This window comes from Streptomyces sp. NPDC088246 (assembly GCF_044741025.1).
Lineage (GTDB): Bacteria > Actinomycetota > Actinomycetes > Streptomycetales > Streptomycetaceae > Streptomyces.
Genome location: NZ_JBIURV010000056.1, coordinates 1 through 21,580, shown reverse-complemented (window position 1 = coordinate 21,580; position 21,580 = coordinate 1). Strand labels below are relative to the sequence as shown.

At 71.3% G+C, this 21,580-nt stretch carries 19 protein-coding genes and 2 pseudogenes; 12 read left to right on the top strand and 9 right to left on the bottom strand.

The window, feature by feature from the left end:
- Positions 1 to 77: 77 nt before the first annotated feature.
- The 6 genes from ACIPEK_RS39535 to ACIPEK_RS39510 all read left to right on the top strand — a co-directional run bounded on the left by ACIPEK_RS39535 (position 78) and on the right by ACIPEK_RS39510 (position 6,658).
- The gene (locus ACIPEK_RS39535; RefSeq protein ID WP_383072401.1) at positions 78 to 926 is read left to right on the top strand and encodes a tryptophan 2,3-dioxygenase family protein; all 849 of its coding nucleotides are present in this window, start codon (positions 78 to 80) and stop codon (positions 924 to 926) included.
- Positions 919 to 2,109, top strand: coding sequence for a kynureninase (gene kynU / locus ACIPEK_RS39530; protein ID WP_402006717.1), 1,191 nt, complete (start codon positions 919 to 921; stop codon positions 2,107 to 2,109). The genes ACIPEK_RS39535 and kynU overlap by 8 nt, the downstream gene beginning before the upstream one ends.
- Positions 2,110 to 2,268: 159 nt before the next feature.
- Entirely contained in the window at positions 2,269 to 3,144 is an 876-nt protein-coding gene (locus ACIPEK_RS39525; protein WP_402006714.1) for an alpha/beta hydrolase family protein, read from the top strand.
- A 105-nt stretch (positions 3,145 to 3,249) separates the two neighbouring features.
- Positions 3,250 to 4,611 (top strand): sensor histidine kinase, encoded by a 1,362-nt coding sequence (locus ACIPEK_RS39520; RefSeq protein ID WP_402006711.1) that lies wholly within the window; start codon positions 3,250 to 3,252, stop codon positions 4,609 to 4,611.
- On the top strand, positions 4,608 to 5,285 hold the full coding sequence (locus ACIPEK_RS39515) for a response regulator (RefSeq protein ID WP_383072405.1): 678 nt from the start codon (positions 4,608 to 4,610) through the stop codon (positions 5,283 to 5,285). The genes ACIPEK_RS39520 and ACIPEK_RS39515 overlap by 4 nt, the downstream gene beginning before the upstream one ends.
- Before the next feature lie 134 nt (positions 5,286 to 5,419).
- Entirely contained in the window at positions 5,420 to 6,658 is a 1,239-nt protein-coding gene (locus tag ACIPEK_RS39510; RefSeq protein WP_402006708.1) for a cytochrome P450, read from the top strand.
- Between the two features lie 68 nt (positions 6,659 to 6,726).
- Here ACIPEK_RS39510 and ACIPEK_RS39505 read toward each other — a convergent pair whose 3' ends face one another.
- The 3 genes from ACIPEK_RS39505 to ACIPEK_RS39495 are packed head-to-tail and all read right to left on the bottom strand — an operon-like array spanning position 6,727 to position 9,680.
- Positions 6,727 to 7,056, bottom strand: a complete 330-nt coding sequence (locus tag ACIPEK_RS39505) for a hypothetical protein (protein ID WP_402006705.1) — start codon at positions 7,054 to 7,056, stop codon at positions 6,727 to 6,729.
- Between the two features lie 60 nt (positions 7,057 to 7,116).
- Complete coding sequence (locus ACIPEK_RS39500; RefSeq protein WP_402006702.1) at positions 7,117 to 8,751, bottom strand: ABC transporter permease; 1,635 nt, start codon at positions 8,749 to 8,751, stop codon at positions 7,117 to 7,119.
- A complete protein-coding gene (locus ACIPEK_RS39495; RefSeq protein ID WP_327274384.1) occupies positions 8,748 to 9,680 on the bottom strand; it encodes an ABC transporter ATP-binding protein in 933 nt (310 codons plus the stop codon). The genes ACIPEK_RS39500 and ACIPEK_RS39495 overlap by 4 nt, the downstream gene beginning before the upstream one ends.
- 101 nt (positions 9,681 to 9,781) lie before the next feature.
- Between ACIPEK_RS39495 and ACIPEK_RS39490 the strand changes: the two genes are divergently transcribed.
- Complete coding sequence (locus tag ACIPEK_RS39490) at positions 9,782 to 10,306, top strand: GbsR/MarR family transcriptional regulator (protein ID WP_402006699.1); 525 nt, start codon at positions 9,782 to 9,784, stop codon at positions 10,304 to 10,306.
- A gap of 124 nt (positions 10,307 to 10,430) precedes the next feature.
- Here the strand turns inward: ACIPEK_RS39490 and ACIPEK_RS39485 are convergent, their stop codons facing one another.
- From ACIPEK_RS39485 to ACIPEK_RS39475, 3 genes are all read right to left on the bottom strand, one after another.
- Complete coding sequence (locus tag ACIPEK_RS39485) at positions 10,431 to 11,117, bottom strand: hypothetical protein (protein WP_402006696.1); 687 nt, start codon at positions 11,115 to 11,117, stop codon at positions 10,431 to 10,433.
- An 11-nt stretch (positions 11,118 to 11,128) separates the two neighbouring features.
- Positions 11,129 to 12,415: a hypothetical protein gene (locus ACIPEK_RS39480; RefSeq protein WP_402006693.1), complete on the bottom strand. Its 1,287-nt coding sequence runs from the start codon at positions 12,413 to 12,415 to the stop codon at positions 11,129 to 11,131.
- A gap of 77 nt (positions 12,416 to 12,492) precedes the next feature.
- The gene (locus ACIPEK_RS39475) at positions 12,493 to 13,350 is read right to left on the bottom strand and encodes a diacylglycerol kinase (RefSeq protein ID WP_402006690.1); all 858 of its coding nucleotides are present in this window, start codon (positions 13,348 to 13,350) and stop codon (positions 12,493 to 12,495) included.
- A 186-nt stretch (positions 13,351 to 13,536) separates the two neighbouring features.
- Here ACIPEK_RS39475 and ACIPEK_RS39470 point away from each other — a divergent pair, with 186 nt between their 5' ends.
- Positions 13,537 to 14,820 (top strand): adenylosuccinate synthase, encoded by a 1,284-nt coding sequence (locus tag ACIPEK_RS39470; protein ID WP_383072412.1) that lies wholly within the window; start codon positions 13,537 to 13,539, stop codon positions 14,818 to 14,820.
- 106 nt (positions 14,821 to 14,926) lie between these two features.
- On the opposite strand, the pseudogene ACIPEK_RS39465 reads toward ACIPEK_RS39470, so the two are convergent.
- A pseudogene (locus ACIPEK_RS39465) lies at positions 14,927 to 15,404 on the bottom strand (substrate-binding domain-containing protein); the annotation flags it as partial.
- Between ACIPEK_RS39465 and ACIPEK_RS39460 the strand changes: the two are divergent.
- Positions 15,401 to 15,661, top strand: a pseudogene (locus ACIPEK_RS39460) (chitinase); the annotation flags it as partial. The pseudogenes ACIPEK_RS39465 and ACIPEK_RS39460 overlap by 4 nt on opposite strands.
- A 48-nt stretch (positions 15,662 to 15,709) precedes the next feature.
- On the opposite strand, the gene ACIPEK_RS39455 reads toward ACIPEK_RS39460, so the two are convergent.
- On the bottom strand, positions 15,710 to 16,531 hold the full coding sequence (locus tag ACIPEK_RS39455) for an SDR family oxidoreductase (RefSeq protein ID WP_402006687.1): 822 nt from the start codon (positions 16,529 to 16,531) through the stop codon (positions 15,710 to 15,712).
- Positions 16,532 to 16,644: 113 nt separating this feature from the next.
- Here ACIPEK_RS39455 and ACIPEK_RS39450 point away from each other — a divergent pair, with 113 nt between their 5' ends.
- The gene (locus tag ACIPEK_RS39450; protein ID WP_402006684.1) at positions 16,645 to 17,238 is read left to right on the top strand and encodes a TetR/AcrR family transcriptional regulator; all 594 of its coding nucleotides are present in this window, start codon (positions 16,645 to 16,647) and stop codon (positions 17,236 to 17,238) included.
- A 328-nt stretch (positions 17,239 to 17,566) separates the two neighbouring features.
- Positions 17,567 to 18,454, top strand: a complete 888-nt coding sequence (locus ACIPEK_RS39445) for a glycoside hydrolase family 19 protein (RefSeq protein ID WP_402006681.1) — start codon at positions 17,567 to 17,569, stop codon at positions 18,452 to 18,454.
- A gap of 60 nt (positions 18,455 to 18,514) precedes the next feature.
- Here ACIPEK_RS39445 and ACIPEK_RS39440 read toward each other — a convergent pair whose 3' ends face one another.
- Entirely contained in the window at positions 18,515 to 19,993 is a 1,479-nt protein-coding gene (locus ACIPEK_RS39440; RefSeq protein WP_402006761.1) for a helix-turn-helix domain-containing protein, read from the bottom strand.
- A 369-nt stretch (positions 19,994 to 20,362) separates the two neighbouring features.
- On the opposite strand from ACIPEK_RS39440, the gene dnaN reads away from it, so the two are divergent.
- The gene (dnaN, locus tag ACIPEK_RS39435; RefSeq protein WP_402006678.1) at positions 20,363 to 21,490 is read left to right on the top strand and encodes a DNA polymerase III subunit beta; all 1,128 of its coding nucleotides are present in this window, start codon (positions 20,363 to 20,365) and stop codon (positions 21,488 to 21,490) included.
- The last annotated feature ends 90 nt before the right edge of the window (positions 21,491 to 21,580 follow it).

Sequence of the window (21,580 nt, the reverse complement as noted above, 5' to 3'; positions counted from 1 at the left end):
CGGGCAGGGGACCGGAGCTCCACCACCTCACGGAAGGGGCGGACCGCTACCCGGAAGCTCGTGTCGAGGAGACAGCAATGTCGACGATCCACCCCGACCCCGAAGCCACCGGTGCGCAGACCCCGCACCTCGACTTCGCGGGCACGACTCCGTACGAGGACTATGTCCAGGCGGATGTCCTGACCCATCTCCAGCACCTTCGCTCCGACGATCCGGGCGAAATGGTCTTCCTGGTCACCACCCAGGTCATGGAACTGTGGTTCACCGTCATCGTCCACGAGTGGGAGACCGCCGCGCACGCCCTGCGCGAGGACCGGCTGCCCGTCGCACGCGACGCGCTCAAGCGGTCGGTGCGGGAACTGGAGGCGCTCAACGCCTCCTGGACGCCGCTCGCCCAGCTCACCCCCGCCCAGTTCAACTCCTACCGCGCCGCCCTCGGTGAGGGATCCGGCTTCCAGTCGGCGATGTACCGACGGATGGAGTTCCTGCTCGGCGACAAGTCCGCGTCCATGCTCGTGCCGCACCGGGGCGCGCCCCGCGTCCACGCCGAGCTGGAGAAGGCGCTCGCCGAACCGAGTCTGTACGACGAGACGCTCGCCCTGCTCGCCCGGCGCGGCCACGCCGTACCGCAGGCCGTGCTCGGCCGGGACCTGACGCAGAAGTACGAGCCGTCCCCCGAGGTCGAGGCCGTCTGGGCGGAGATCTACGCCAACCCCGACCAGCACGACGAGCTGGTCCGGCTCGGCGAGGCGCTCACCGACGTCGGGGAACTGGTGTGGCGCTGGCGCAACGACCATCTCGTCGCCACCCGTCGCGCGATGGGCTCGAAGACGGGTACCGGCGGTTCCGCCGGGGTCGCGTGGCTGGAGAAACGGGCCACGAAGAACGTCTTTCCCGAGCTGTGGACGGCGCGCAGCCATGTCTGAGACCTTCGCCGCGCGGGCCGCGGCACTCGACGCCGCCGATCATCTCGCCGATCTGCGCAAGCTGTTCACCCTCGACGACACCGTCTACCTCGACGGCAACTCTCTCGGTGCGCTGCCCGCTCACGTACCCGCCCGAGTGCAGGAGGTCCTCACCCGCGAGTGGGGCGAGCTGCGCATCCGGTCCTGGGACGAGAGCGGCTGGTGGACCGCGCCCGAGCGGATCGGCGACCGCATCGCCCCCCTCGTCGGGGCCGCCGCCGGGCAGATCGTCGTCGGCGACTCGACCAGCGTGAACGTCTTCAAGGCCGTCGTCGCCGCGAGCCGGCTGGCGCCGGAGGGCCGCGACGAGATCCTCGTCGACGCGACGACATTTCCCACGGACGGATACATCGCCGCATCCGCGGCCCGGATGACCGGCCACCGGCTCGTCCCGGTCGCCCCCGCCGAGGTGCCGGACGCCCTGGGCCCCCGTACCGCGGCCGTCCTGCTCAACCATGTCGACTACCGCACCGGCAGGCTCCACGACCTGCCCGGACTCACCGCCGCCGTGCACGCGGCGGGCGGCCTCGCCGTCTGGGACCTGTGCCACAGCGCGGGCGCCCTGCCCGTCGGCCTCGACGCGCACGGCGTGGACCTCGCGGTCGGCTGCACGTACAAGTACCTGAACGGCGGCCCCGGTTCGCCCGCCTACCTGTACGTCGCCGAGCGCCACCAGGCAGCCTTCGACTCGCCCCTGCCGGGGTGGACGTCGCACGCCGACCCGTTCGGCATGACACCCGGGTACGCCCCGGCGGACGGTGCCGTACGGGGCCGGGTCGGCACCCCCGACATCCTCTCCATGCTGGCGCTCGAAGCGTCGCTGGACGTGTGGAACGGGGTGTCGATCGAGGCGGTACGGGCCAAGTCCCTGGCGCTGACGGACTTCTTCCTGGAGTGTGTCGCCGCGTATGTGCCCGAGGGCCGGGTCACCTCCGTCACCCCGGCCGCGCACGCGGAGCGCGGCAGCCAGGTCGCGCTGCGGTGCGAGGACGCGGAACCGGTGATGAGCGCGCTCATCGCGCGGGGCGTCGTCGGGGATCTGCGGCGGCCGGACGTGCTGCGGTTCGGGTTCACGCCGCTGTACGTGGGGTTCGCGGACGTGGAACGGGCGGCGCGAGTACTGGGTGAGGTGCTGAAGCCCTAGAGGGGGCTGGGACCCAGGGGCCCCTGCATGATCCGTCTGCGGGGACGGGAACGTTCCGTACTGGTACCGTCCCCGCAGGTCAGGCCAGTTGGGCTGTTGGGTTGTTGAGCTGTTGGGCTGTTGGGCTGTTGGGCTCAGATACAGGACGGTTGGAGCAGCATGTCGGATTCTGCCGCGCGTGATCGTGACGCAGCCGAGACCGAGTCGGCACTCTCGCATCCACCGGTCGCCCCCGATGCATCGGCCGCCTACGGCAACCACCCCGACCAGGTGATCGACTTCTACGCCCCGCGCGACGGCCGGACCGGTGCGCCCGTCGTGGTCGTCCTGCACGGCGGGGCGTGGCGGGCGCCGTACGACCGGCAGCATGTGTCGCCGTTCGCGGACTTCCTGGCCCGGCGCGGTTTCGCGGTCGCCAGTGTCGAGTACCGGCGCGGCAGCGAGATTCCGCAGCAGCGGGGTTCCGGTCCGGTCGCGGGCCGTTGGCCGGAGACCTTCGACGATGTCGCCGCGGCGATGGACGCGCTGCCGGCCCTGCTGGCCCGGGAACTTCCGCAGGCCGACGCCCGGCGGACCGTCGTCACCGGGCACTCCGCCGGCGGGCAGCTCGCCCTGTGGGCCGCCGCCCGGCACGTACTGCCCGAGGGCTCGCCGTGGCGGCTGCCCGCGCCGCCGCCGCTGCGTGGTGTCGTCGCCCTCGCGCCGATCGCCGACTTCACCACGGCCGTCGAGCTGAACGTGTGCTCGGGGGCGGTCGGTCAATTCCTCGGCCGCGAGGAGGACTTCGAGGCGCGGGCCCCGCACGCCGACCCGGCCGTGCTGCTGCCCACCGGGATCGCGACCACGGTGGTGCAGGGCACCACCGACATCGATGTGCCGCAGGCCGTCTCGGAGGCGTTCGTCGACGCGGCGGCGAAGGCGGGGGAGACGGTGGGCCTGACCCTGCTGCCCGACGTCGGTCACTACCCGCTGATCGACCCGGCCGGCGACGCGTGCGCGGTGGTGGCGGAGGAGCTCGCCCAGCTCGCCTGGTGAGCGGGGGGTCCGGCGCCGGTGCGGCCCCGTAGTACTTGCGACGGACGGCGCAGGATCCGTATCACTGCTGACGACCCGGGCTGGTCCGGCCCCTACCGTGGAAACGTGACCGAGACCAAGAGCAGAAGCCCCGAGATCAAACTGGCCGCAGGGGCGTTGGGCGGCCTGCGGCAGGACCTTTTCCGCAACGCCTTCGAGTACCGTCCGCTGGAGCGGATGCGGACCGACGGGCCGCTGCTGCGACAGCTGCCGGAGCGGATGCGTGAGCGTGCCGCCTGGACACCCCACGCGCTGGTCGGGGCCGCCGCACTGCTCACAGCCTTCACGGGCCTCGTCTCGTCGGACTCCATCGGTCTGCGTTCCGTGGTCGAGCTCGTCCTGATCGTGCTGCTCCCTGTGGGCTCCGTACTGATGACGCTGGTCAGGCCGGTCGGCGCGTTCTGGATTTCGATGGCGCTCACCCCGTTCGCAGCGGTCGCCAGCGGTGGCTACTGGCCATGGGCGCCGAGCACCTTCCTCTCGCATCTGACGGTGCTGGTCGTGGTCGCGGCCCGGACCCGGCCCCGTACCGCCGCCTGGATGTGGGGCTTCACCTTGGTGTTCGGCGCCGTGCTGGAGAACTTCGGCGGCTGGTACCGCTCCTCGACCACCTCCACCTTTGCCATGGCCTCCGCGTTCGCGCTGCTGGTGGTGGCCGTGGTGCAGATCCGTCGCGACGCGGAGCGCGAGGTGACCGTGCAGCGCACCGTGACCGCCGTCGAACGCGACCGGCGCACACTGCTCGAGGAGCGCACCACCATCGCCCGGGAGCTGCACGACGTGGTCGCCCACCACATGTCGGTCGTCGCGATCCAGGCCGAGGCCGCCCCGTACCGGGTGGAGAATCCGCCGCCCGAGCTGGAGCAGGCCTTCGTCACGATCCGGGAGAACGCGGTCGCCGCCCTCACCGAACTGCGCCGGGTCCTCGGCGTCGTGCGGGCCGAGGACTACCAGGCGCCGGACGCCCCGCAGCCCACCCTCGCCCAGCTCGACGGGCTCCTCGCCAATGTGCGCGAGGCCGGCCTGGAGACGGAGAAGACGGTCACCGGCGCGGTACGTGAACTGCCGCAGGGCGTCGAGCTGTCGGCGTACCGGATCATTCAGGAGGCCCTCAGCAACACGCTGCGGCACGCACCGGGCGCCACTGCCAAGGTGGAGATCGGTTATGTGCTGGGCGGACTCGGTCTGCGTGTCGTCAACGGGCCGCCGACCGGTCCGGTGAAGCCCTCGCCGGGGGCCGGTCACGGGATCACGGGGATGCGGGAGCGGGTCGCGATGCTGAACGGCGACATGACGGCCGCGGTGACGGAGGAGGGCGGTTACGAGATCGTCGCGTTCATCCCCGTCCAACCCACCTGGGACACGGACGAGCCGAACGGGACGCACACGTCGCACGAGGCGCAGGCGGAACAGGGGGCGAAGGCATGACCATCCCCACTGCCCCGGCCATCCGGGTGCTGATCGTCGACGACCAGATGATGGTCCGCGAGGGCTTCTCGGTGCTGCTCAACGCCATGCCGGGGATCGAGGTGGTCGGCGAGGCCGTCGACGGTCGGCAGGCCATCGAGCAGGTCGCGGCGCTGCGCCCCGATGTGGTGCTGATGGACATCCGGATGCCGGAACTCAACGGAATCGAGGCCACCCGCGAGATCGTCGCCGCCGATGCGGACGCCAAGGTCCTGGTACTGACCACCTTCGACCTCGACGAGTACGTGTACCAGGCGTTGCGCGCCGGGGCGTCCGGCTTCCTCCTCAAGGACGCCTCCGCCCGCCAACTCGCCGACGGGGTACGGGTGGTGGCCGCCGGCGAGGCATTGCTCGCCCCGACCGTCACCAAGCGGCTGATCAATGAGTTCTCGAAGCTCGCCGAGACCCCACGCCTGCCCGCCTTCGCCCGGATCGGCGACCTCACGGAGCGCGAGACGGAGGTGCTCGTCCTCATCGCGCAGGGCCGGTCCAACGCCGAGATCGCCTCGCATCTGGTGGTTGCCGAGTCCACCATCAAGACGCATGTGAGCCGCATCCTGGTGAAGCTGGGGCTGCGCGACCGCACGCAGGCGGCGGTCTTCGCGTACGAGGCCCGGCTGGTCACGCCGTCCTGAGGAGCCCGGGAGCTCGGGGTTGCTGGTCGGCGACGGGACCCGGGGATGGGTGGTCGGCGGGACCCGGGGGTGGGTGGTCGGCGGGACCCGGGGGTGGGTGGTCGGCGGCCGTCGGGTCCGGTTAGCGTCCGTATATGCACCCGCCCTCACGTTCCGCGGCCGACGCCCCCTTCGCCCTCTTCGACCCCTGGTCCCCGGCGTTCGTCGCCGACCCGTACCCGGCCTACGCCGCGCTGCGAGCAGCCGGCCGGGTGCACTACTTCGAGCCGACCGACCAGTGGCTCGTCCCGCACCACTGCGATGTGTCCGCGCTGCTGCGCGACCGCCGACTGGGCCGTACATATCTGCACCGCTTCACCCACGAGGAGTTCGGCCGCACGCCGCCGCCCGCGGAGCACGAGCCCTTCCACACCCTCAACGGCCAGGGGCTCCTCGACCTGGAGGCCCCCGACCACACCCGGATCCGGCGCCTGGTCTCCAAGGCGTTCACTCCGCGTACGGTCGAGCAGCTCGTCCCGACCGTGCGGCGGCTGGCCGCCGGGCTGGTCGACTCGTTCGTCGAGGCGGGCGGCGGCGATCTGCTGACGGCCGTCGCCGAACCGCTGCCGGTGGCCGTCATCGCCGAGATGCTCGGCATCCCGGAGACCGACCGTGCCCCGCTACGGCCCTGGTCGGCGGCGATCTGCGGAATGTTTGAACTGAATCCGTCCGACGACACCGCCCGTGCCGCCGTCCGCGCCTCGCTCGACTTCTCCGCGTATCTGCGCGAGCTGATCAAGGAGCGGCGCAAGAACCCGGGTACGGATCTGATCTCCGCGCTCATCGCCGCCCACGACGAGGGGGAGAGGCTGAGCGAGCAGGAGATGATCTCCACCTGTGTGCTGCTGCTCAACGCGGGCCACGAGGCGACCGTCAACACCACGGTGAACGGCTGGTGGACGCTGCTGCGCCACCCCGAGCAGCTGGCCGCCCTGCGCACCGACCACGGGCTGCTGCCGACGGCGATCGAGGAACTGATGCGGTACGACACCCCGCTTCAGATGTTCGAGCGCTGGGTCCTCGACGACATCGAGATCGACGGCACAGTCATTCCGCGCGGCTCCGAGGTGGCCCTGCTCTTCGGCTCCGCCAACCGCGACCCGGCCCGCTTCCCGGCCCCGGACACCCTGGACCTGGCCCGCCGGGACAACCCCCACATCACCTTCGGCGCCGGCATCCACTTCTGCCTGGGCGCCCCGCTGGCCCGGGTCGAACTGTCCGCTTCCTTCGGTGAGTTGCTGCGCCGCGCCCCGAACCTGCGACTGGCAGCCGAGCCGGAGTGGAACCCGGGCTATGTGATCAGGGGCCTGAAGGAACTGCGCGTCGAGCTGTGACGGGGGAGTAAGGGGGCGGGCCGGGGCATGGTGCGGTCCGATGCGCCGGGCACGGTGCGGGCCGGGAGTCAGCACCCCGGCCCGCAGTTCAGTGGCGGTCCTTCCAGTACGTCGAACGCCACCCCGAAGCCGGCAAGGGCCGTCAGGAGCGCCGCCGCTCCGAGTGCTGGCCGCCACTTCCCCTGTACGAGGGCGAAGAGCGCGATCCCGGCCGCGATGCCGCCGAGAGTCATGACCGGCAGCCCGAGCAGGAGCACGTTCCACTCCGACTCGCCCTCGAAGCCGCCGAAGATCCCGCGTCGGCCGTAAGGGGCCCAGACGAGCATCCCGGCGGCCCCGCCGGCGGCGGCGACCATGCATCCGGTGACTCCGCGGATGGCTTCGCGTCGGTTCTCCATGGTCAGGGGGACGCGGGTGCACCACGGGGAGGTTGCACCCGGGGTGGCCCCGCCCTCGCGTCACGTCAGGACGTCGCGTCGCCGCAACGCCGCCACCCCGGCCCCCACCAGGACGACCGCGGTCGCGGTGAGCGCCAGTACCGGGCCCCATTCCATCCCCGTGCCCCCGGGCAGCTTCGGCAGATGCGTGAACGGTGATACGTCCATCAAAGGCTGCGGCAGATCGATGGCGGGCCCGATCCACCCCAGCGCCAGGCAGATCCCGGCCACGCCCCAGGACGCCACCGCCGCCTTCGGGAGCGCCCCGTACAGCAGGACCGCTACTGCGCCCAGCAGCCAGATGGCCGGAAGCTGTACCAGCGACGCACCCAGCACGGCCGGGAGTTCGTGGCCGTAGCCGACGGCCAGGCCGAGGCCGCCGACCGCCATGATCAGGGCGGCGCCGCCGAAGGCGATGGCCAGATGACCGGCCGCCCACCCGATCCGGCTCACCCCGCCCGCCAGCACCGGTTCGGCGCGCCCGGCGGTCTCCTCGCCGTGCAGCCGCAGCACTGTCGAGATGATGTACAGCGCCGCGACCATCCCGAGCATCGAGACCATCGCTGCGAGGAACGCGTCGGTCAGCCCGGACTGTCCGCCCATCCGCTCGAAGATCTCCTGCGTCTTGGCGTTGTCGCCGACGAGATCCGCCGCCCCGCCGGTCAGCCCGCCGAAGACGACCCCGACCACGGCGAAGGACAGCGTCCACCCGATCAGCGAACCGCGCTGGAGCCGCAGCGCAAGACCGAACGCCGTGGAGATCCGCCCCTGCGCGGGCCCGGGCCGGGTCGCCAGGAAGCTCATGCCGACATCGCGCCGCCCCGCCAGGGTGTACGCGAGGGCGGCCTGGAACACGACGGCCGCCGCGATGACGAGCAGCACCCACCAGCGCTCGTCCGCGTATGCGCGCACGTTCTCCGCCCAGCCGATGGGGGAGAGCCAGGTCAGTACGGACGAGCCGTCGTCCGTCGCCGAGTCGCCCGCCGCCTTCAGTACGAACGCGGCACCGATCACCGCCGCCGTGAGTCCCTTCGCGAGCCGTGCGCTCTCGGTGAACTGTGCGGCGATCGCGGCGGTGCAGGCGAACAGCATGCCGATCCCGGCGATCGCCAGCGCGAGCGCCACCGCTCCGGCGCCGCCCCCGCCGGACCCGGCCATGCCGGCTGTGATCATCAGCGCCAGCGCGGCGTTGGCGATCAGCGCGGCGAGGAGCGCGGCGGTCAGCGGGGCACGGCGGCCCACCATGGCGGAGGAGAGCATCTCCTGACGGCCGGTCTCCTCTTCCTCCCGGGTGTGCCGGATGACGACGATCAGGCTCATCACGGCCGCCAGCGCTCCGCCGAAGCCGACCATCCGCCAGCTGACGAGCCCGCCGACGGAGTCGTTGAAGACCGGTCCGTACAGCGCCCGGAGCGAGCTGTTGGCGTTCATCGACGCGGCGAGCTCGGTGCGCTGGGCGGCCGTTTCGTACAGCGAGGCGAAGGACTTCCCGACCGAGGAGAAGGAGGCGCCGAGCACGATCACCCAGATCGGCATCATGATCCGGTCGCGCCGCAGCGCGAGCCTCAGCAGGGGCCGGGTGCCGGCGAGCTGCCCGGTAGCGGACCCGGCCCGGTGCCCCGCGCCGGCCGGTGCGGTCATGGTCACGGCAGTCATCGCGCCGCCACCCCCACACCCTCGCCGCTGTCCGTCGTGCCCGTCGCGTCGGTCGCGTAGTGACGCAGGAAGAGCTCCTCCAGCGTGGGCGGGGTGCTGGTCAGCGTCCGTACCCCCGATGCGGAGAGCGACTTGAGAACCGCGTCCAGCTTGTCCGTGTCGACCTGGAGCGTGACCCGCAGGCCCTGGACGTCGAGGTCATGGACGCCGGGCAGATGCGCGAGCCCGTTGGGGGCGCCGGCCAGCTCGGCGCTGATGTTCGTACGCGTCAGATGGCGCATGTCCGCCAGTGAACCCGTTTCCACCGTCTGCCCCTGGCGGATGATGCTGACCCGGTCGCAGAGCGATTCGACCTCGCTGAGGATATGGCTGGACAGCAGGATCGTCCGCCCGCGCGCACGCTCCTCGGCGACGCAGTCCTGGAAGACCTCCTCCATCAGCGGATCGAGACCGCTCGTCGGCTCGTCCAGGATCAGCAGATCCACATCGGAGGCGAACGCGGCGACGAGGGCGACCTTCTGCCGGTTTCCCTTGGAGTACGTACGCCCCTTCTTCGTCGGGTCGAGCTCGAACCGTTCGACGAGGTCGGCGCGCCGGGTCCGGTCGAGGCCGCCGCGCAGCCGCCCGTACAGATCGATCACCTCGCCGCCGGAGAGGTTGCGCCACAGCGTGACGTCACCCGGGACGTACGCCACCCGCCGGTGGAGCTCGACCGCGTCGTTCCACGGGTCGCGGCCGAGCAGCTGGGCGGCGCCGGAGTCGGCCCGCAGCAGCCCCAGCAGCACCCGGATGGTGGTGGACTTCCCGGACCCGTTGGGCCCCAGGAAGCCGTGGACCTCACCGGTCTCGACCGTGAGGTCGAGGCCGTCCAGCGCGTGCGTCCGACCGAACGACTTGTGCAGCCCGGCCACCGTGATTGCCTTCGTCATGTTTTTGAAGGTACGCTACTTTCACAAATTTGTGAAGTTAAGGAAGCGTATAAAGTTGAGGGTGCGGCGGGGGCCGGGGAATCAGGGGAGACGATCGGGTCATGACCAGCAAAATCGAACAGAACGTGGGCGACGGGCGTGACGCGGAAGCCGTGTCGCGGTTCGTGGAGCGGTTCGCGTCCGACATGAGCGAGGCGGGGATGCAGCGGATGGCGTCCCGCGTCTTCGCCGCGCTCCTCGCGGACGACGACGGCTCGATGACCTCCGCCGAGCTCGCCATGGCCTTGCGGATCAGTCCGGCGGCCGTGTCCGGCGCGGTCAATTACCTCACGCAGGTCGGCATGGTCGGCCGCGAACGCGACCCGGGCTCGCGCCGGGACCGCTACCGCGTGCACGACGAGGTCTGGTACACCACCTTCACCCAGCGCGACCGGGTGCTCACCCGCTGGGAGAACACCCTCAAGGACGGCGCCCGCACCCTGGGCGAGCACACCCCGGCCGGCGCCCGCCTCGCCGAAACAGTGGCGTTCTTCGAGTTCGTCCAGTCGGAGCTGGGCGGCATGATGGAACGCTGGCGCGAGCACCGCAAGACGCTCGACCTCCCGACGGCAGGTGAGCGTAAGTAAGGGCCGGGTCGCGTACGCCCGAAGAGGCGTGCGCGGATGTCTGTCGCGCGGTGCGGATGTCCGGCACGCAGGGCCGGATGCGTGTCGCACGGGGGCGGATGTCTGTCGTGCCGGGCCGATGCCCTTACGCCGGGCCGGGGGTCATGTCCGAGAGTGCGTCGAGGGTACGGGGGTCGGACGGGTCGATGTCCGCGTACACGTCCTGCGGCCAGTACGGGCGTCCCTCGATCCAGGCCACGACCAACGGCAGCCCGTCGGGCCGGCCGCGCAGTTCCGCAGTGCCGGTCGGCGCGGGCAGCCCGGCCCAGGGGCACTTGTCCGGCCCCGGCGGCAGAAGCCGCAGCAGCCCCTCCGGGAGAGCGTCGCCGTCGGCGACTTCGGGCATCGCACCGACCACTCCCTCGCCCGTCCCATCGCTCGTTCCTCCGCCCGTCCCCGAGCCCGTTCCTTCGCCCGTCCCAGCCGTCGGGAAGAGCACGAGCAGCGGTCCGGCAGCCGGGCGGGCCGCCTCGTACAGCAGGACGTATCGCCGGGTCCGGGGTTCCGGAGCGACAGCGGCACGGGCAAGCAGGCGTGCGAACGGGATGCCCGAGCTGAACGTCCGCCAGGCGGCGCAGAGCCCCAGGACCCCGCTCAGCACGGCGAGTCCCTGAAACGGGTCCGGGACCACATCGGTGCCCAGGACCCAGCACAGAAGGGCGACGGTGCTCGCGTACCCCAGTGACCACAAGGTCCCCGCGGTTCCGGCTGCGCGCCGCAACATGGGCACCCGCCACCAGATGACCTCCTGCCCCACCCGTACATCGCGCACTGCCCGCGCCTTCACCGGGTCCGGGCCACGCAGCCCGGCCTGCTGTTCCGCCGTGGCGGCCAACGCGGTGTAGCGGCCAACGCGGTGTAGGTGACGGGCACGGGCGCGGGGTCGGGCTCCGCGTCGGGCGGGGCATCCGGTCCGGCGCCCGGCCCGGCGGCGGGTCCGCTACGCACCCACGGCCGGTCGGGCAGCGCGTGCGGCGGCAGCCTCCGGCTCCGCAACGGCCCCTGCACGACCAGCCGGACCACCCCGCCGACGGCCCCGAACGCGATCAGCGCCAGCCCGCTGAACCCGACGACGTCCGTCACCATGAAGGCCGGGGTGCCGCGCAGCTCCGAGTCGTACAGATCACCCTTGAACGGCGGGTACGACACGACGAAGCCGCTCTCGTAGCCCTCGACCGAGGCCCGGTACCGGGCGCAGTGGAACAGCCCCGTGCGTTCCTGCCCGTCGAACGGATCGGTCCACCGCACGGCACAGCGGCCGTCACCGCGTTCACCGATCACCGTCAGCCCGACGTACGGGTCGTCATCGGACGCCGCCGACCACCAGGTGGCGAGCGCCATAAGGAGGCAGCCGAGGACGAACACCCAGCGGAAGATCCCCCGCCACCAGGGCCGCCGCCTCCGCGCCTCCACCACCGGCGCCGGGACCGCCGCCTCCGCCGCCCTGACCACGCCCGCATGGCCCGTAATGACCGCATGGCCCGCAGCGCCCGCAGCGCCCGCAGCGATCTGCGGCTGGGGCGGGGCCGGGCGCATGTGGAGGCCGCTGACCTGCGGGCGGGCCGCGATCGAACGGGCCCGGCGGCTCCGCACCGGCTTCGCCCAGATCAGTTCCGTGCCGCCGGGCGGCGCCAGCACACCTCCCTTGCGGGGATCGCCACACCACCACAGCACCCCGCCAGGTCCGTTCAGCAGTGGGAAGCGCCACTGAGCGGTGGATGGTGCCAGCGGAAGCAGCTCACCCGGTCCCGGCCCGCTCAGCACCACGACAGCACCGCTGCTGCCACGCTGCAGGGCGACCGAGGTGTGGGCCACCCACGGCCCGGCGCCGAGCACCCGGCGCATCCGTCGTGCCCGGTGCCTCACCACGGCCCCGCCCACCAGCAGCGCCCCGCCGAGCCCGCCGAGCGTCGGAAACACGGACCACCCGATGACGAACACCGCGGAGAACAACCCCGCCGCGCCGCCACCGAACCAGCGCCAGGCCGAGGCCCGGTACCGCTCCAGCGCGCCCGCCGTCCCCGGCAGGTCCAGCGCGGCCGGGGCCGCCCGAACCGCCCCCGCGCCCATCCCAGGTCTGTGCGCATCACCCGAACTGTCCGACATCTCCGGCCCCGCCCTTCCGTCCAGCCCAGCCCTCTCGGAGGCTACCCCTCGCCCACCGGCAGCATCAGCCCCCAGGCCCCCGCCCGCACCGTCCAGGTCCTCGTCCGGACCGGGCCGCCGACCTGTATGTCCGCGCGGTAGCGGAAGTCCGCGCCCGAGACCGTGACGGCCTTCGCCTCCGCCGTGACCGGTTCGGACGCGGGGGTGCGGATCACCACCTCCGCGAGACCCCCGTCGCCGCCCTGCGAGGTCACCGTCACCGACTCGACCGGGCGGTCCAGATCGTTCAGCAGGACGCCGTCCGCCTCGACCCGCAGCCGGTGCGTAGGCGGCTGGGCGGGGGACGTCGGCGGGGTGGGGCGCACCAGGGTGCGGACCAGGGTGCGGCAGGTGTCCCAGACCGCCGTGACCCCCGTATGGGCGGCCACCGCGCCCTGCAGCGCGCTCAGGGCCGGGATGTGCAGCGCGCCCAGGACGATGCCGTCGCTGTCGTCGACCAGCAGGTCGAGCCTGCGCACGGCGCCGTCCAGCGCGCTGCGCGCCGCCGCCACCGCGCCCAGAGGCACGCCGAGCGAATGGGCGAGTTCCACCGCGGCCGCGGCGCCGACCGGGATCAGCGAGAGCGCGGCCTGGGCCGGCTCCCGCTCCCGGTACAGCAGGGACACAGCCCGCCGCAGCGCCCGGTCGTCGCCGACCACCACCGGCCGCCGACTGCCCCGGCGGGACAAGGCCCGCGCGAACTCCTCGGGCCCGTCGGGCAGACAGATCTTGGCGTGCGAACCGGCGCTGAGCACGTCCTTCGCGATACGGACGGACTCGCCGTCGGTCCGGCGGGCTACCGGGTCGATGACCACCAGCAGCTGGTGCGCACCGTCGCCGGGGGGCTGGGCAGCCGACACCTCGGTCCTTCCTCGGGTAGCATCTTGGTGCAAGAGCCCCTTGCGCTATTGCGCCAGGGGCTTCGTCTATTCCGGGGCACCCGGTTCGACGGTTCAGGCCTTGTCGTACATCGTCGTACGGCATGTACGACGTTTACGTACGCCCCCTGACCTTGGACATGCCCCGCCCGGAAGGGGTGTACGCCTGTGCCCGCACTTGTGCTGCTCGGTGCTCAGTGGGGTGACGAGGGCAAGGGAAAGGCCACCGACCTCCTCGGTGGATCCGTGGACTATGTGGTGCGCTACCAAGGCGGCAACAATGCCGGCCACACGGTGGTCGTCGGTGACCAGAAGTACGCACTTCATCTCCTCCCCTCCGGAATCCTTTCGCCGGGGTGTACCCCGGTCATCGGAAACGGTGTCGTCGTCGACCCGGCCGTCCTGCTCTCCGAGCTGAGTGGGCTGAACGATCGCGGCGTGGACACGTCCAAGCTGCTGATCAGCGGTAATGCCCATTTGATCACCCCGTACAACGTCACGGTCGACAAGGTGACGGAACGGTTCCTCGGCAAGCGCAAGATCGGTACGACCGGCCGGGGTATCGGCCCGACGTACGCCGACAAGATCAACCGTGTGGGCATCCGCGTCCAGGACCTCTACGACGAGTCGATCCTGGAGCAGAAGGTCGAGGCGGCCCTGGAGCAGAAGAACCAGCTCCTCGCCAAGGTCTTCAACCGCCGTGCCATCGAGTCGGGCAAGATCGTCGAGGAGATGCTCCAGTACGCGGAGCAGATCAAGCCGTACGTCGCCGACACGACGCTGGTCCTGAACAACGCCATCGACGCGGGCAAGGTCGTCCTCTTCGAGGGCGGTCAGGGCACGCTGCTCGACGTCGACCACGGCACGTACCCCTTCGTCACCTCGTCGAACCCGACCGCGGGCGGCGCCTGCACGGGTTCCGGCGTGGGCCCGACGAAGATCAGCCGGGTCATCGGCATCCTCAAGGCGTACACCACCCGTGTCGGCGCCGGCCCGTTCCCGACGGAGCTGCTCGACGAGGACGGCGAGGCACTGCGCCGGATCGGTGGCGAGCGCGGTGTCACCACCGGCCGCGACCGTCGCTGCGGCTGGTTCGACGCGGTGATCGCGCGGTACGCGACCCGGGTCAACGGCCTCACCGACTTCTTCCTCACCAAGCTGGACGTGCTGACCGGCTGGGAGCAGATCCCGGTGTGCGTCGCGTACGAGATCGACGGCAAGCGCGTCGAGGAGCTCCCGTACAGCCAGACCGACTTCCACCACGCGAAGCCGGTCTACGAGATGCTGCCGGGCTGGTCCGAGGACATCACGAAGGCCAAGACCTTCGCTGATCTGCCGAAGAACGCGCAGGCGTATGTGAAGGCGCTGGAGGAGATGTCCGGCGCCCCGATCTCCGCGATCGGTGTCGGCCCCGGCCGCACCGAGACCATCGAGATCAACTCCTTCCTGTAGGAGTTCCTGTAGGAGTTCCTGCAGGAGTTCCTGCAGGAACTTCCGCGGGAGCGGTGAACGCGCCAGGAGGGCCGGGACGTTGAGTCCCGGCCCTCCTGGCGTCCGGTCAGTCCTCGCCGCAGATCCGCAGCCCCTTCGGTGTCGCGCACGGCAGATGCCCGTGCGTACGGATCACGTCCTGGCCGTTCCCCCGGCTCAGACAGCCCAGGAGGCTGGAGGCCAGGGAGTCGGCGGGCGGCGAGGACGGGCAGGTCGGGCCCGCCGAGCGCCTTCCAGCTGCGGATGCCGTCCCGGTAGATCTTCCGGATGCCGGCGAGGGTGAGGTTCTTCAGCGGTACCCGGTCGTTGACGACGAGGTGGAAGAGCGAGACGGCGACCCGGTTCTCGCGCAGCTGCGGGAAGCCGCCCGGCTCGGGGCCGTCGGAGAGGGCGATCAGTGCGGGTGAGCCGGACTTCCCGGCCTCGGCTCCCCGGTCGGCGAGCTCCCGTATTCCGGCGTTGCTGCCGTGCGTGTCGACGGTGACGGTGGAGCCCTCGCACTCCTTCGTCGGCTCCCGTACGACCGGCCCGAAGGCGGTGGAACCCCTGGCTGGTCGAGCAGGACCCGTCCATCGCCTGGCAGACGGCACTCTGGCGCTGGAACACCCAGAACGGCCCCGGCGCGATGACCTCACACGATGCCATGGTCGGCGGCGCGGGCTTCGGCGAGACGATCCGCTCGCTCGAGGGCGCCCTGGAGCGCGACGGCGGCAACCCCGCCTCGGTCGCGGCCCGGGTCGCCACGTACGAGCGGATCACCGGCATCCTCGGTACGGCGCCGGGCTCCCGGCTGTACTGCTGACGGCCGGATGCCGCGACGCCGTGGACTGTTCGGTGCGGTTCGGAGTGCTCAGCGGAAGGCCGCGGCATTGCGTTCGGCCCACGCGGCGAAGGTGCCCGCCGTCCGGCTCAGGACGCGCTCGGCATCGGGGCTCACCCGCTGCTCCTCCTCGGTGGGTTCGCCCAGGATGGCGAGCGTGCCCTCGACCACGGGAAGCGGCATGAACCGCGCCATCAGCGAGTGGGCCTCCTCGCGGGTCTGCTCGGTGAACCGCACCGGTTCGCCCAGCGCGGCCGCGATCGCCGCCGCCCGCTCGCGCGGGGTGGTCGGCGCGGGACCGGTCAGGGTGTATGTGGCACCCGCGTGAGCGTCCTCGCGCAGGACGACGGCGGCGACCGCGGCCACATCGGCCGGGTCGATGAAGGGCAGACCGACGTCACCGAACGGTGCCGCGGCCTCCCGCCCGGTACGGATCGACTCGGCCCACGCGAGGGCATTGGTGTCCATCCCGCCCGACCGCAGGACCGTCCAGTCGAGCCCGGACTCCCGCACGGCCGTCTCGAACAGAAGGGGGTGCCGGTACGCCTCCGGGCGGGTTCCCGCGCCCTGTGAGGACAGCAGCACCACCTTGCGCACCCCGGCGGTTTTCGCCGCCTCCAGAATGCCGTGCGGGTCGTCGCCCGCCACCAGCAGGAACAGCGCCTCCGCCCCGTCGAACGCGGCCCGCAGACCGGCCGGCTCGGCCAGGTCGGCGGCCGCCACCCGAACCCCCGGCGGCACATCGGCGTCGGTGATGTGCCGGGCCACGGCCGTCACCGGCACCCGGGCATCGGTAAGCATCTGCACCAGTGCCCGCCCGACGTTCCCGGTCGCACCTGTCACCACGATCATGCCGGTCTCCCTCGTTGAGAATGAGTCGGTGAGTCGAGTTAGTTAGTTGACTCACTTACTTCGTTGGCGAGACGCTAGCACAGTCGGACCGGTCGCTGTCTATAGTTAGTCGGGTGACTGACTCAATGGATTCCCGGCGCCCTCGGGCGAAGGCCGCCGACAAGCGGCAGCGGCTGATGGCGGCCGCCGCCCGGGTCCTGCACGAGCAGGGCGTGGAACGCACGACCATCGCGGACATCGCCCAGGCCGCCGACGTCCCGGCGGGCAACGTGTACTACTACTTCAAGACCAAGGGTGAGCTGGTCGAAGCCGCCCTCTCCGAGCACGCCAGGCACCTGGAAGCCCTCACCGGCAGCCTCGATCGGCTCGCCGATCCGCGCGAGCGCCTGAAGGGCCTCGTGGATGCGTGGGTCGGGCAGCGCGACACCGCGGCGCGCTACGGCTGCCCCACCGGCACCCTCGCCGTCGAACTCGACAAGCGCGCCGAGGGTGGTCTCGACCTGTCGGTGGGCCAGGTCATCCGCCGACTGCTGGACTGGGTGGAGCAGCAGTTCCGTGAGATGGGGGTGGCCGACCCCGAGGGTCTCTCGCTGACGTTCGTCGGCGCCTACCAGGGCATGTCGCTGCTCTCCAGCGCTCTGCGCGATCCGGAGATCATGACCCGCGAGGGTGCGCGCCTCGTCCGCTGGCTCGACGCGCCGACCTGACGCGGGCGGCCGGAGTCGAGTGCTGCCGGCCCCTGCCCGGCCGGCCGGTCCGACGTTCCGCATGCTGGACGGGCCCGAAGGTTTTTCCTTCGGGCCCGTCCTGTGTTGCGGCACATGATCCGGATGAACTCCTTCCAGAATTCCCCCTGTTGAGAGCGGTTCCGGCAGCAGGAGGTTCCGCTGGGCCGCCTGTGAACTCTCCTTCGGGAAGGGTGCCCGGTGTTGGTCCAGACCTTGACAGGTTCAGACCAACGACGCTTGAGTGACCGTCACCCCCCCATGGCGGCGCACCGTCCGGCTCGGTGCGCCGCACCGAAGGAGTGATCACATGATCAGACGCATCATGGGCCTGCTGGCCGCGCTGGGCGCGGTCGTCGCGATGGTCGTCGTTCTCCCCGCAACCACCGCCGCGGCAGCCGACTGCGCGGCACCCTGGAACTCCTCGTCCGTCTACACCGGCGGCGGATCGGCCTCCTACAACGGGCACAACTGGACCGCCAAGTGGTGGACCCAGAACGAGACCCCCGGCAGCTCCGACGTCTGGGCGGACCAGGGCAGTTGCGGCGGTGGCGGCGGAACGGACCCGGGCACCCCGTCCGGCTTCGTCGTCAGCGAGGCGCAGTTCAACCAGATGTTCCCGAGCCGGAATCCGTTCTACACGTACAGCGGACTGACCGCGGCGCTGAGCGCCTACCCCGGCTTCGCGAACACCGGCAGTGACACCGTCAAGCGCCAAGAGGCGGCGGCGTTCCTCGCCAACGTCAGCCACGAGACGGGCGGTCTGGTGTATGTGGTCGAGCAGAACACGGCCAACTACCCGCACTACTGCGACAGCAGTCAGCCCTATGGCTGCCCGGCCGGTCAGTCCGCGTACTACGGCCGCGGCCCGATCCAGCTCAGCTGGAACTTCAACTACAAGGCCGCCGGTGATGCCCTCGGCATCGATCTGCTGGGCAACCCGTACCTGGTCGAGCAGAACGCCTCGGTCGCCTGGAAGACCGGCCTCTGGTACTGGAACACCCAGAACGGCCCCGGCACCATGACCGCCCACAACGCCATGGTGAACGGTGCCGGATTCGGAGAGACCATCCGCTCCATCAACGGTTCCCTGGAGTGCAACGGCGGCAACCCCGCCCAGGTCCAGAGCCGTATCGACCGCTACCAGGCGTTCGTATCGATCCTCGGCACCACCCCCGGCTCCAACCTGAGCTGCTGACCCGCAGCTGCGGATCGGGGGGCGTGCCCGGCCCCGGCCGGACACGCCCCCGTTCCGGGTTCATCGGGCGGCGTCCGCTCCCGCGACGTCCAGGGCCCGGAAGGCCAGCCACAGGTCGTAACGGGCACTCGGCGTCTGCAGCAGCGAGCGCTGAAGAATCGACTCGAGCCGCGCAAGGCGTTTACGGGCCCCTGGCACCGAAATGCCCAACGCGACGGCGGTCGGGCCCAGTTGAGCCTCGCACTCCAGCCAGATACGGAGCGTCGCCCGCGGGTCGGCGGCGGTCCGGGAAGAGCGGGACGCGGTGAGCGGGCGCAGCTGCCCGGCCGCCCATTCCTGGACGGCCGGGCCGCGCAGGATGTCGTCCAGCCGGTGGGGCGGCGCAGGCGTTGCCCCGGCCGGGGCAACCGCCCGGTGCACGGTGGGCGTGGCGCGGATGCGCAGGGCCAGGTCGAGGGCGGCCTGGCCGGCGACCCGGTTCAGGTCGAGGCCGAGCAGCTCGCCGATCAGCCGGAGCCGTGCGGCCAGCGTGTTCCGGTGGATCTTCAGATGCTGGGTCGCGTGCGAGGAGAACGCGAGCCAGGAGGAGAGGGTCGCCGTGAGCTCCTGGCTGCCCGGGTCATGGCTGCGCCGCGGCAGATGCGTGAGCAACGGGTTCAGCAGCGCATCCGCCCACTGCGCGCCGGCCGCACCGACGACCAGGGCGGCCTCCGGCGCCGAGCCGAAGCGGGCATGCCGGGCGGGCAGCCCGCGGGCCACGGCCAGGGCATGGAACGCCTGGCGGTATCCGGTCGCCGTGGCGGACAGCGGTACGTCCTCGCTCGCCCCCACGACACACCCGTCCACCACGTCGGCGACCCGGAGGCCGAGCTGCTGTTCGGCCGCGTCCGGGCCCGCGGGCACGACGAGGATCAGATGGTGCACGTACACCGGACACCGCACGATCCAGGACCGGCCGCCGGAGAGTTTCGCGCAGATCCGTGCCACCTCGTCCCGGCGCCCGCCCGGGCACTCCACGACGCAGACCAGGACGGGGTCGGGCAGCGTGGGCTTCAGAGCACCCGCCACCTGATGCGCGATGGACAGCTGGCCGGTCATGAGCAGATGCAGCACCGCTTCCCGGCTGCGGGACTCCGCGAGGTCCACGCGGCGGCGCTTGCGTTCCACGGTCTCCGCGGCCCAGCACATGGCGAGGGGCAACGCCACGTCGGAGAGAAGCGTGACGAGTCCGTCCGGCAGCGGGCGCGGGGCGACGACGGCCAGGACCGGGGGAGAGACGTTCGGCGGGCCGTCCAGCGGGAACAACAACGCGGTGTGCGGCCCCCTGTCGAACGAGAAGGAGTGTGCGCCGAGCGACGCCAGTTCTCTCACACCCTCGGTGGCCAGCGCGGCGGCTTCGACGCCCGTACGGTCCGGGGCCCGGGTCACACCGTGCAGAACGGTGCCGTCACCGTCGAGCAGTCCGGCCCAGCCCTCCGTCCGGCCGGACACCCAGCGCAGAAGCTCCTGCGATCCGCCGGATCGGGCCAGCCGGTACATCCGCAGTACGTCGTCGGCCCGTTCCCGCGCGTGCACGCGTCCTCCGCTTCTGTGTTCCTGCGGTCCTGCGGTCCTGCGGTCCTGCCAAAGACCGGAGTGCAGCGTACCGGTCTGGCTGTGCGGACTGTTACCCCTGACGGCCCACACAGTGCGAACTGAATCTTTCCCTTGCGTACCCGAAGTCCTAGAGTCCGAACACGGTTGCGGGGCTCTTCGGGGGAGGGGCACGGGGACGACGGCCGCGGCTCACGGGGGTGGCCGCTGTCGTCGCCCGCGACCGCCTTCCTCTGCTCCCGTTGTCAGTGGTGGCCCCTAGTGTCGGCTCACGATCACGACCACGATCAGAGACGACCGGGAGAGGCCGCCGCCATGGAGTTCCGCATTGAGCGCAGCGCACTGACCGACGCCGTGGCCTGGGCGGCCCGGGTGCTGCCCACGCGCTCGCCCGTTCCCGTGCTGGGCGGGCTGTTGTTGGAGGCTTCCGACGGCCGGCTGCGCATCTCGGGCCTCGATTACGAGGCGTCCGCGTGCATCGAGGTGGAGGCGGAGACCGTACGGGCCGGGAAGGTGCTGGTCATGGGCCGTCGGCTGCTCGATGTCTGCCGGGTGCTGCCCGAGGGGGCGGTGCAGTGCGCGGTCGAGGGTTCACGGTTCTCGCTGACGAGTGACAGTGCCCGGTTCGGCCTCTCGGTGCTGCCGTTCGACGACTATCCGGCGCTGCCGTCGCTGCCGGAGGTGCTCGGTGCGGTGGACGCGGAGGAGTTCGCCGCGGCCGTCGCCCATGTGACGGTGGCGGCGGGCCGGGACGACACGCTGCCGATCCTGACCGGTATCCGGCTGGCGCTCGACGGCGAAATGATGACGCTCGCGGCCACGGACCGCTACCGGTTCGCGGTACGCACGCTCCTCTGGAAGCCCGGGAAGGACGGCGTCATTGCCGATGTCGTGGTCTCCGCCCGCCGGCTGGCCGAGATCGCCCGCTCCTTCGGTCGGTCCGGAATGGTCCAGCTCGCGCTGGACGGTGGTTCGGCCGGTTTCGAACTGGCCGGGATGCGCACCACGGTGCGTCTGCTCGACGGCCGACTGCCGCGCCACGACAAGCTGTTCGCCATGGTGGACCCCGTCTCTGCGGTCACGGACCGGGCACCCCTGGTCGAGGCCGTCAAGCGCGTCGCCGTGGTCGCGGAGGGCGGCAGCCCGCTCCAACTGACGTTCTGCGGTGACTCGGTGCTGCTGCAGGCGGGTTACGAGGACGACGTCGCCTCCCAGCGTCTGCCTGCCGTCCTCGACGGCACCGATGAGCTGACGGTCGCCTTCAACCCCTCGTACCTGATGGACGCCCTGGCCTCGTTCGACGCACCTGTGGTCCGGTTCGACCTGATGGGCCCCGGCCAACGCGCGATGGTCACCGGATGGGCGTCCCGGGAGGACGCGGCGGACGAGGCGGCGCACCCCGCTCACCAGCACCTGCTGATGTCGGCGAGGCCGCTGGTCTAGGCCCGGACTTCGCGGGTCGTTGATTCGTATGGCGTGACCGTTCCGGGGGTGTCCCGGGCCGGTGTTGTGGCGTTGGGTGGGGTGTGTCGA

What these genes read in the sequence shown, in the direction of transcription:
- ACIPEK_RS39480 (WP_402006693.1), bottom strand. Translation starts at nt 12,415, where the DNA reads ATGGGCGCGGGGGCGGTTCGGGCGGCCCCGGCCGCGCTGGACCTGCCG.
- ACIPEK_RS39515 (WP_383072405.1), top strand. Translation starts at nt 4,608, where the DNA reads ATGACCATCCCCACTGCCCCGGCCATCCGGGTGCTGATCGTCGACGAC.
- ACIPEK_RS39440 (WP_402006761.1), bottom strand. Translation starts at nt 19,993, where the DNA reads ATGTACCGGCTGGCCCGATCCGGCGGATCGCAGGAGCTTCTGCGCTGG.
- ACIPEK_RS39455 (WP_402006687.1), bottom strand. Translation starts at nt 16,531, where the DNA reads ATGATCGTGGTGACAGGTGCGACCGGGAACGTCGGGCGGGCACTGGTG.
- ACIPEK_RS39535 (WP_383072401.1), top strand. Translation starts at nt 78, where the DNA reads ATGTCGACGATCCACCCCGACCCCGAAGCCACCGGTGCGCAGACCCCG.
- ACIPEK_RS39490 (WP_402006699.1), top strand. Translation starts at nt 9,782, where the DNA reads ATGACCAGCAAAATCGAACAGAACGTGGGCGACGGGCGTGACGCGGAA.
- ACIPEK_RS39525 (WP_402006714.1), top strand. Translation starts at nt 2,269, where the DNA reads ATGTCGGATTCTGCCGCGCGTGATCGTGACGCAGCCGAGACCGAGTCG.
- ACIPEK_RS39505 (WP_402006705.1), bottom strand. Translation starts at nt 7,056, where the DNA reads ATGGAGAACCGACGCGAAGCCATCCGCGGAGTCACCGGATGCATGGTC.
- ACIPEK_RS39445 (WP_402006681.1), top strand. Translation starts at nt 17,567, where the DNA reads ATGATCAGACGCATCATGGGCCTGCTGGCCGCGCTGGGCGCGGTCGTC.
- ACIPEK_RS39500 (WP_402006702.1), bottom strand. Translation starts at nt 8,751, where the DNA reads ATGACTGCCGTGACCATGACCGCACCGGCCGGCGCGGGGCACCGGGCC.
- kynU (WP_402006717.1), top strand. Translation starts at nt 919, where the DNA reads ATGTCTGAGACCTTCGCCGCGCGGGCCGCGGCACTCGACGCCGCCGAT.
- dnaN (WP_402006678.1), top strand. Translation starts at nt 20,363, where the DNA reads ATGGAGTTCCGCATTGAGCGCAGCGCACTGACCGACGCCGTGGCCTGG.
- ACIPEK_RS39495 (WP_327274384.1), bottom strand. Translation starts at nt 9,680, where the DNA reads ATGACGAAGGCAATCACGGTGGCCGGGCTGCACAAGTCGTTCGGTCGG.
- ACIPEK_RS39510 (WP_402006708.1), top strand. Translation starts at nt 5,420, where the DNA reads ATGCACCCGCCCTCACGTTCCGCGGCCGACGCCCCCTTCGCCCTCTTC.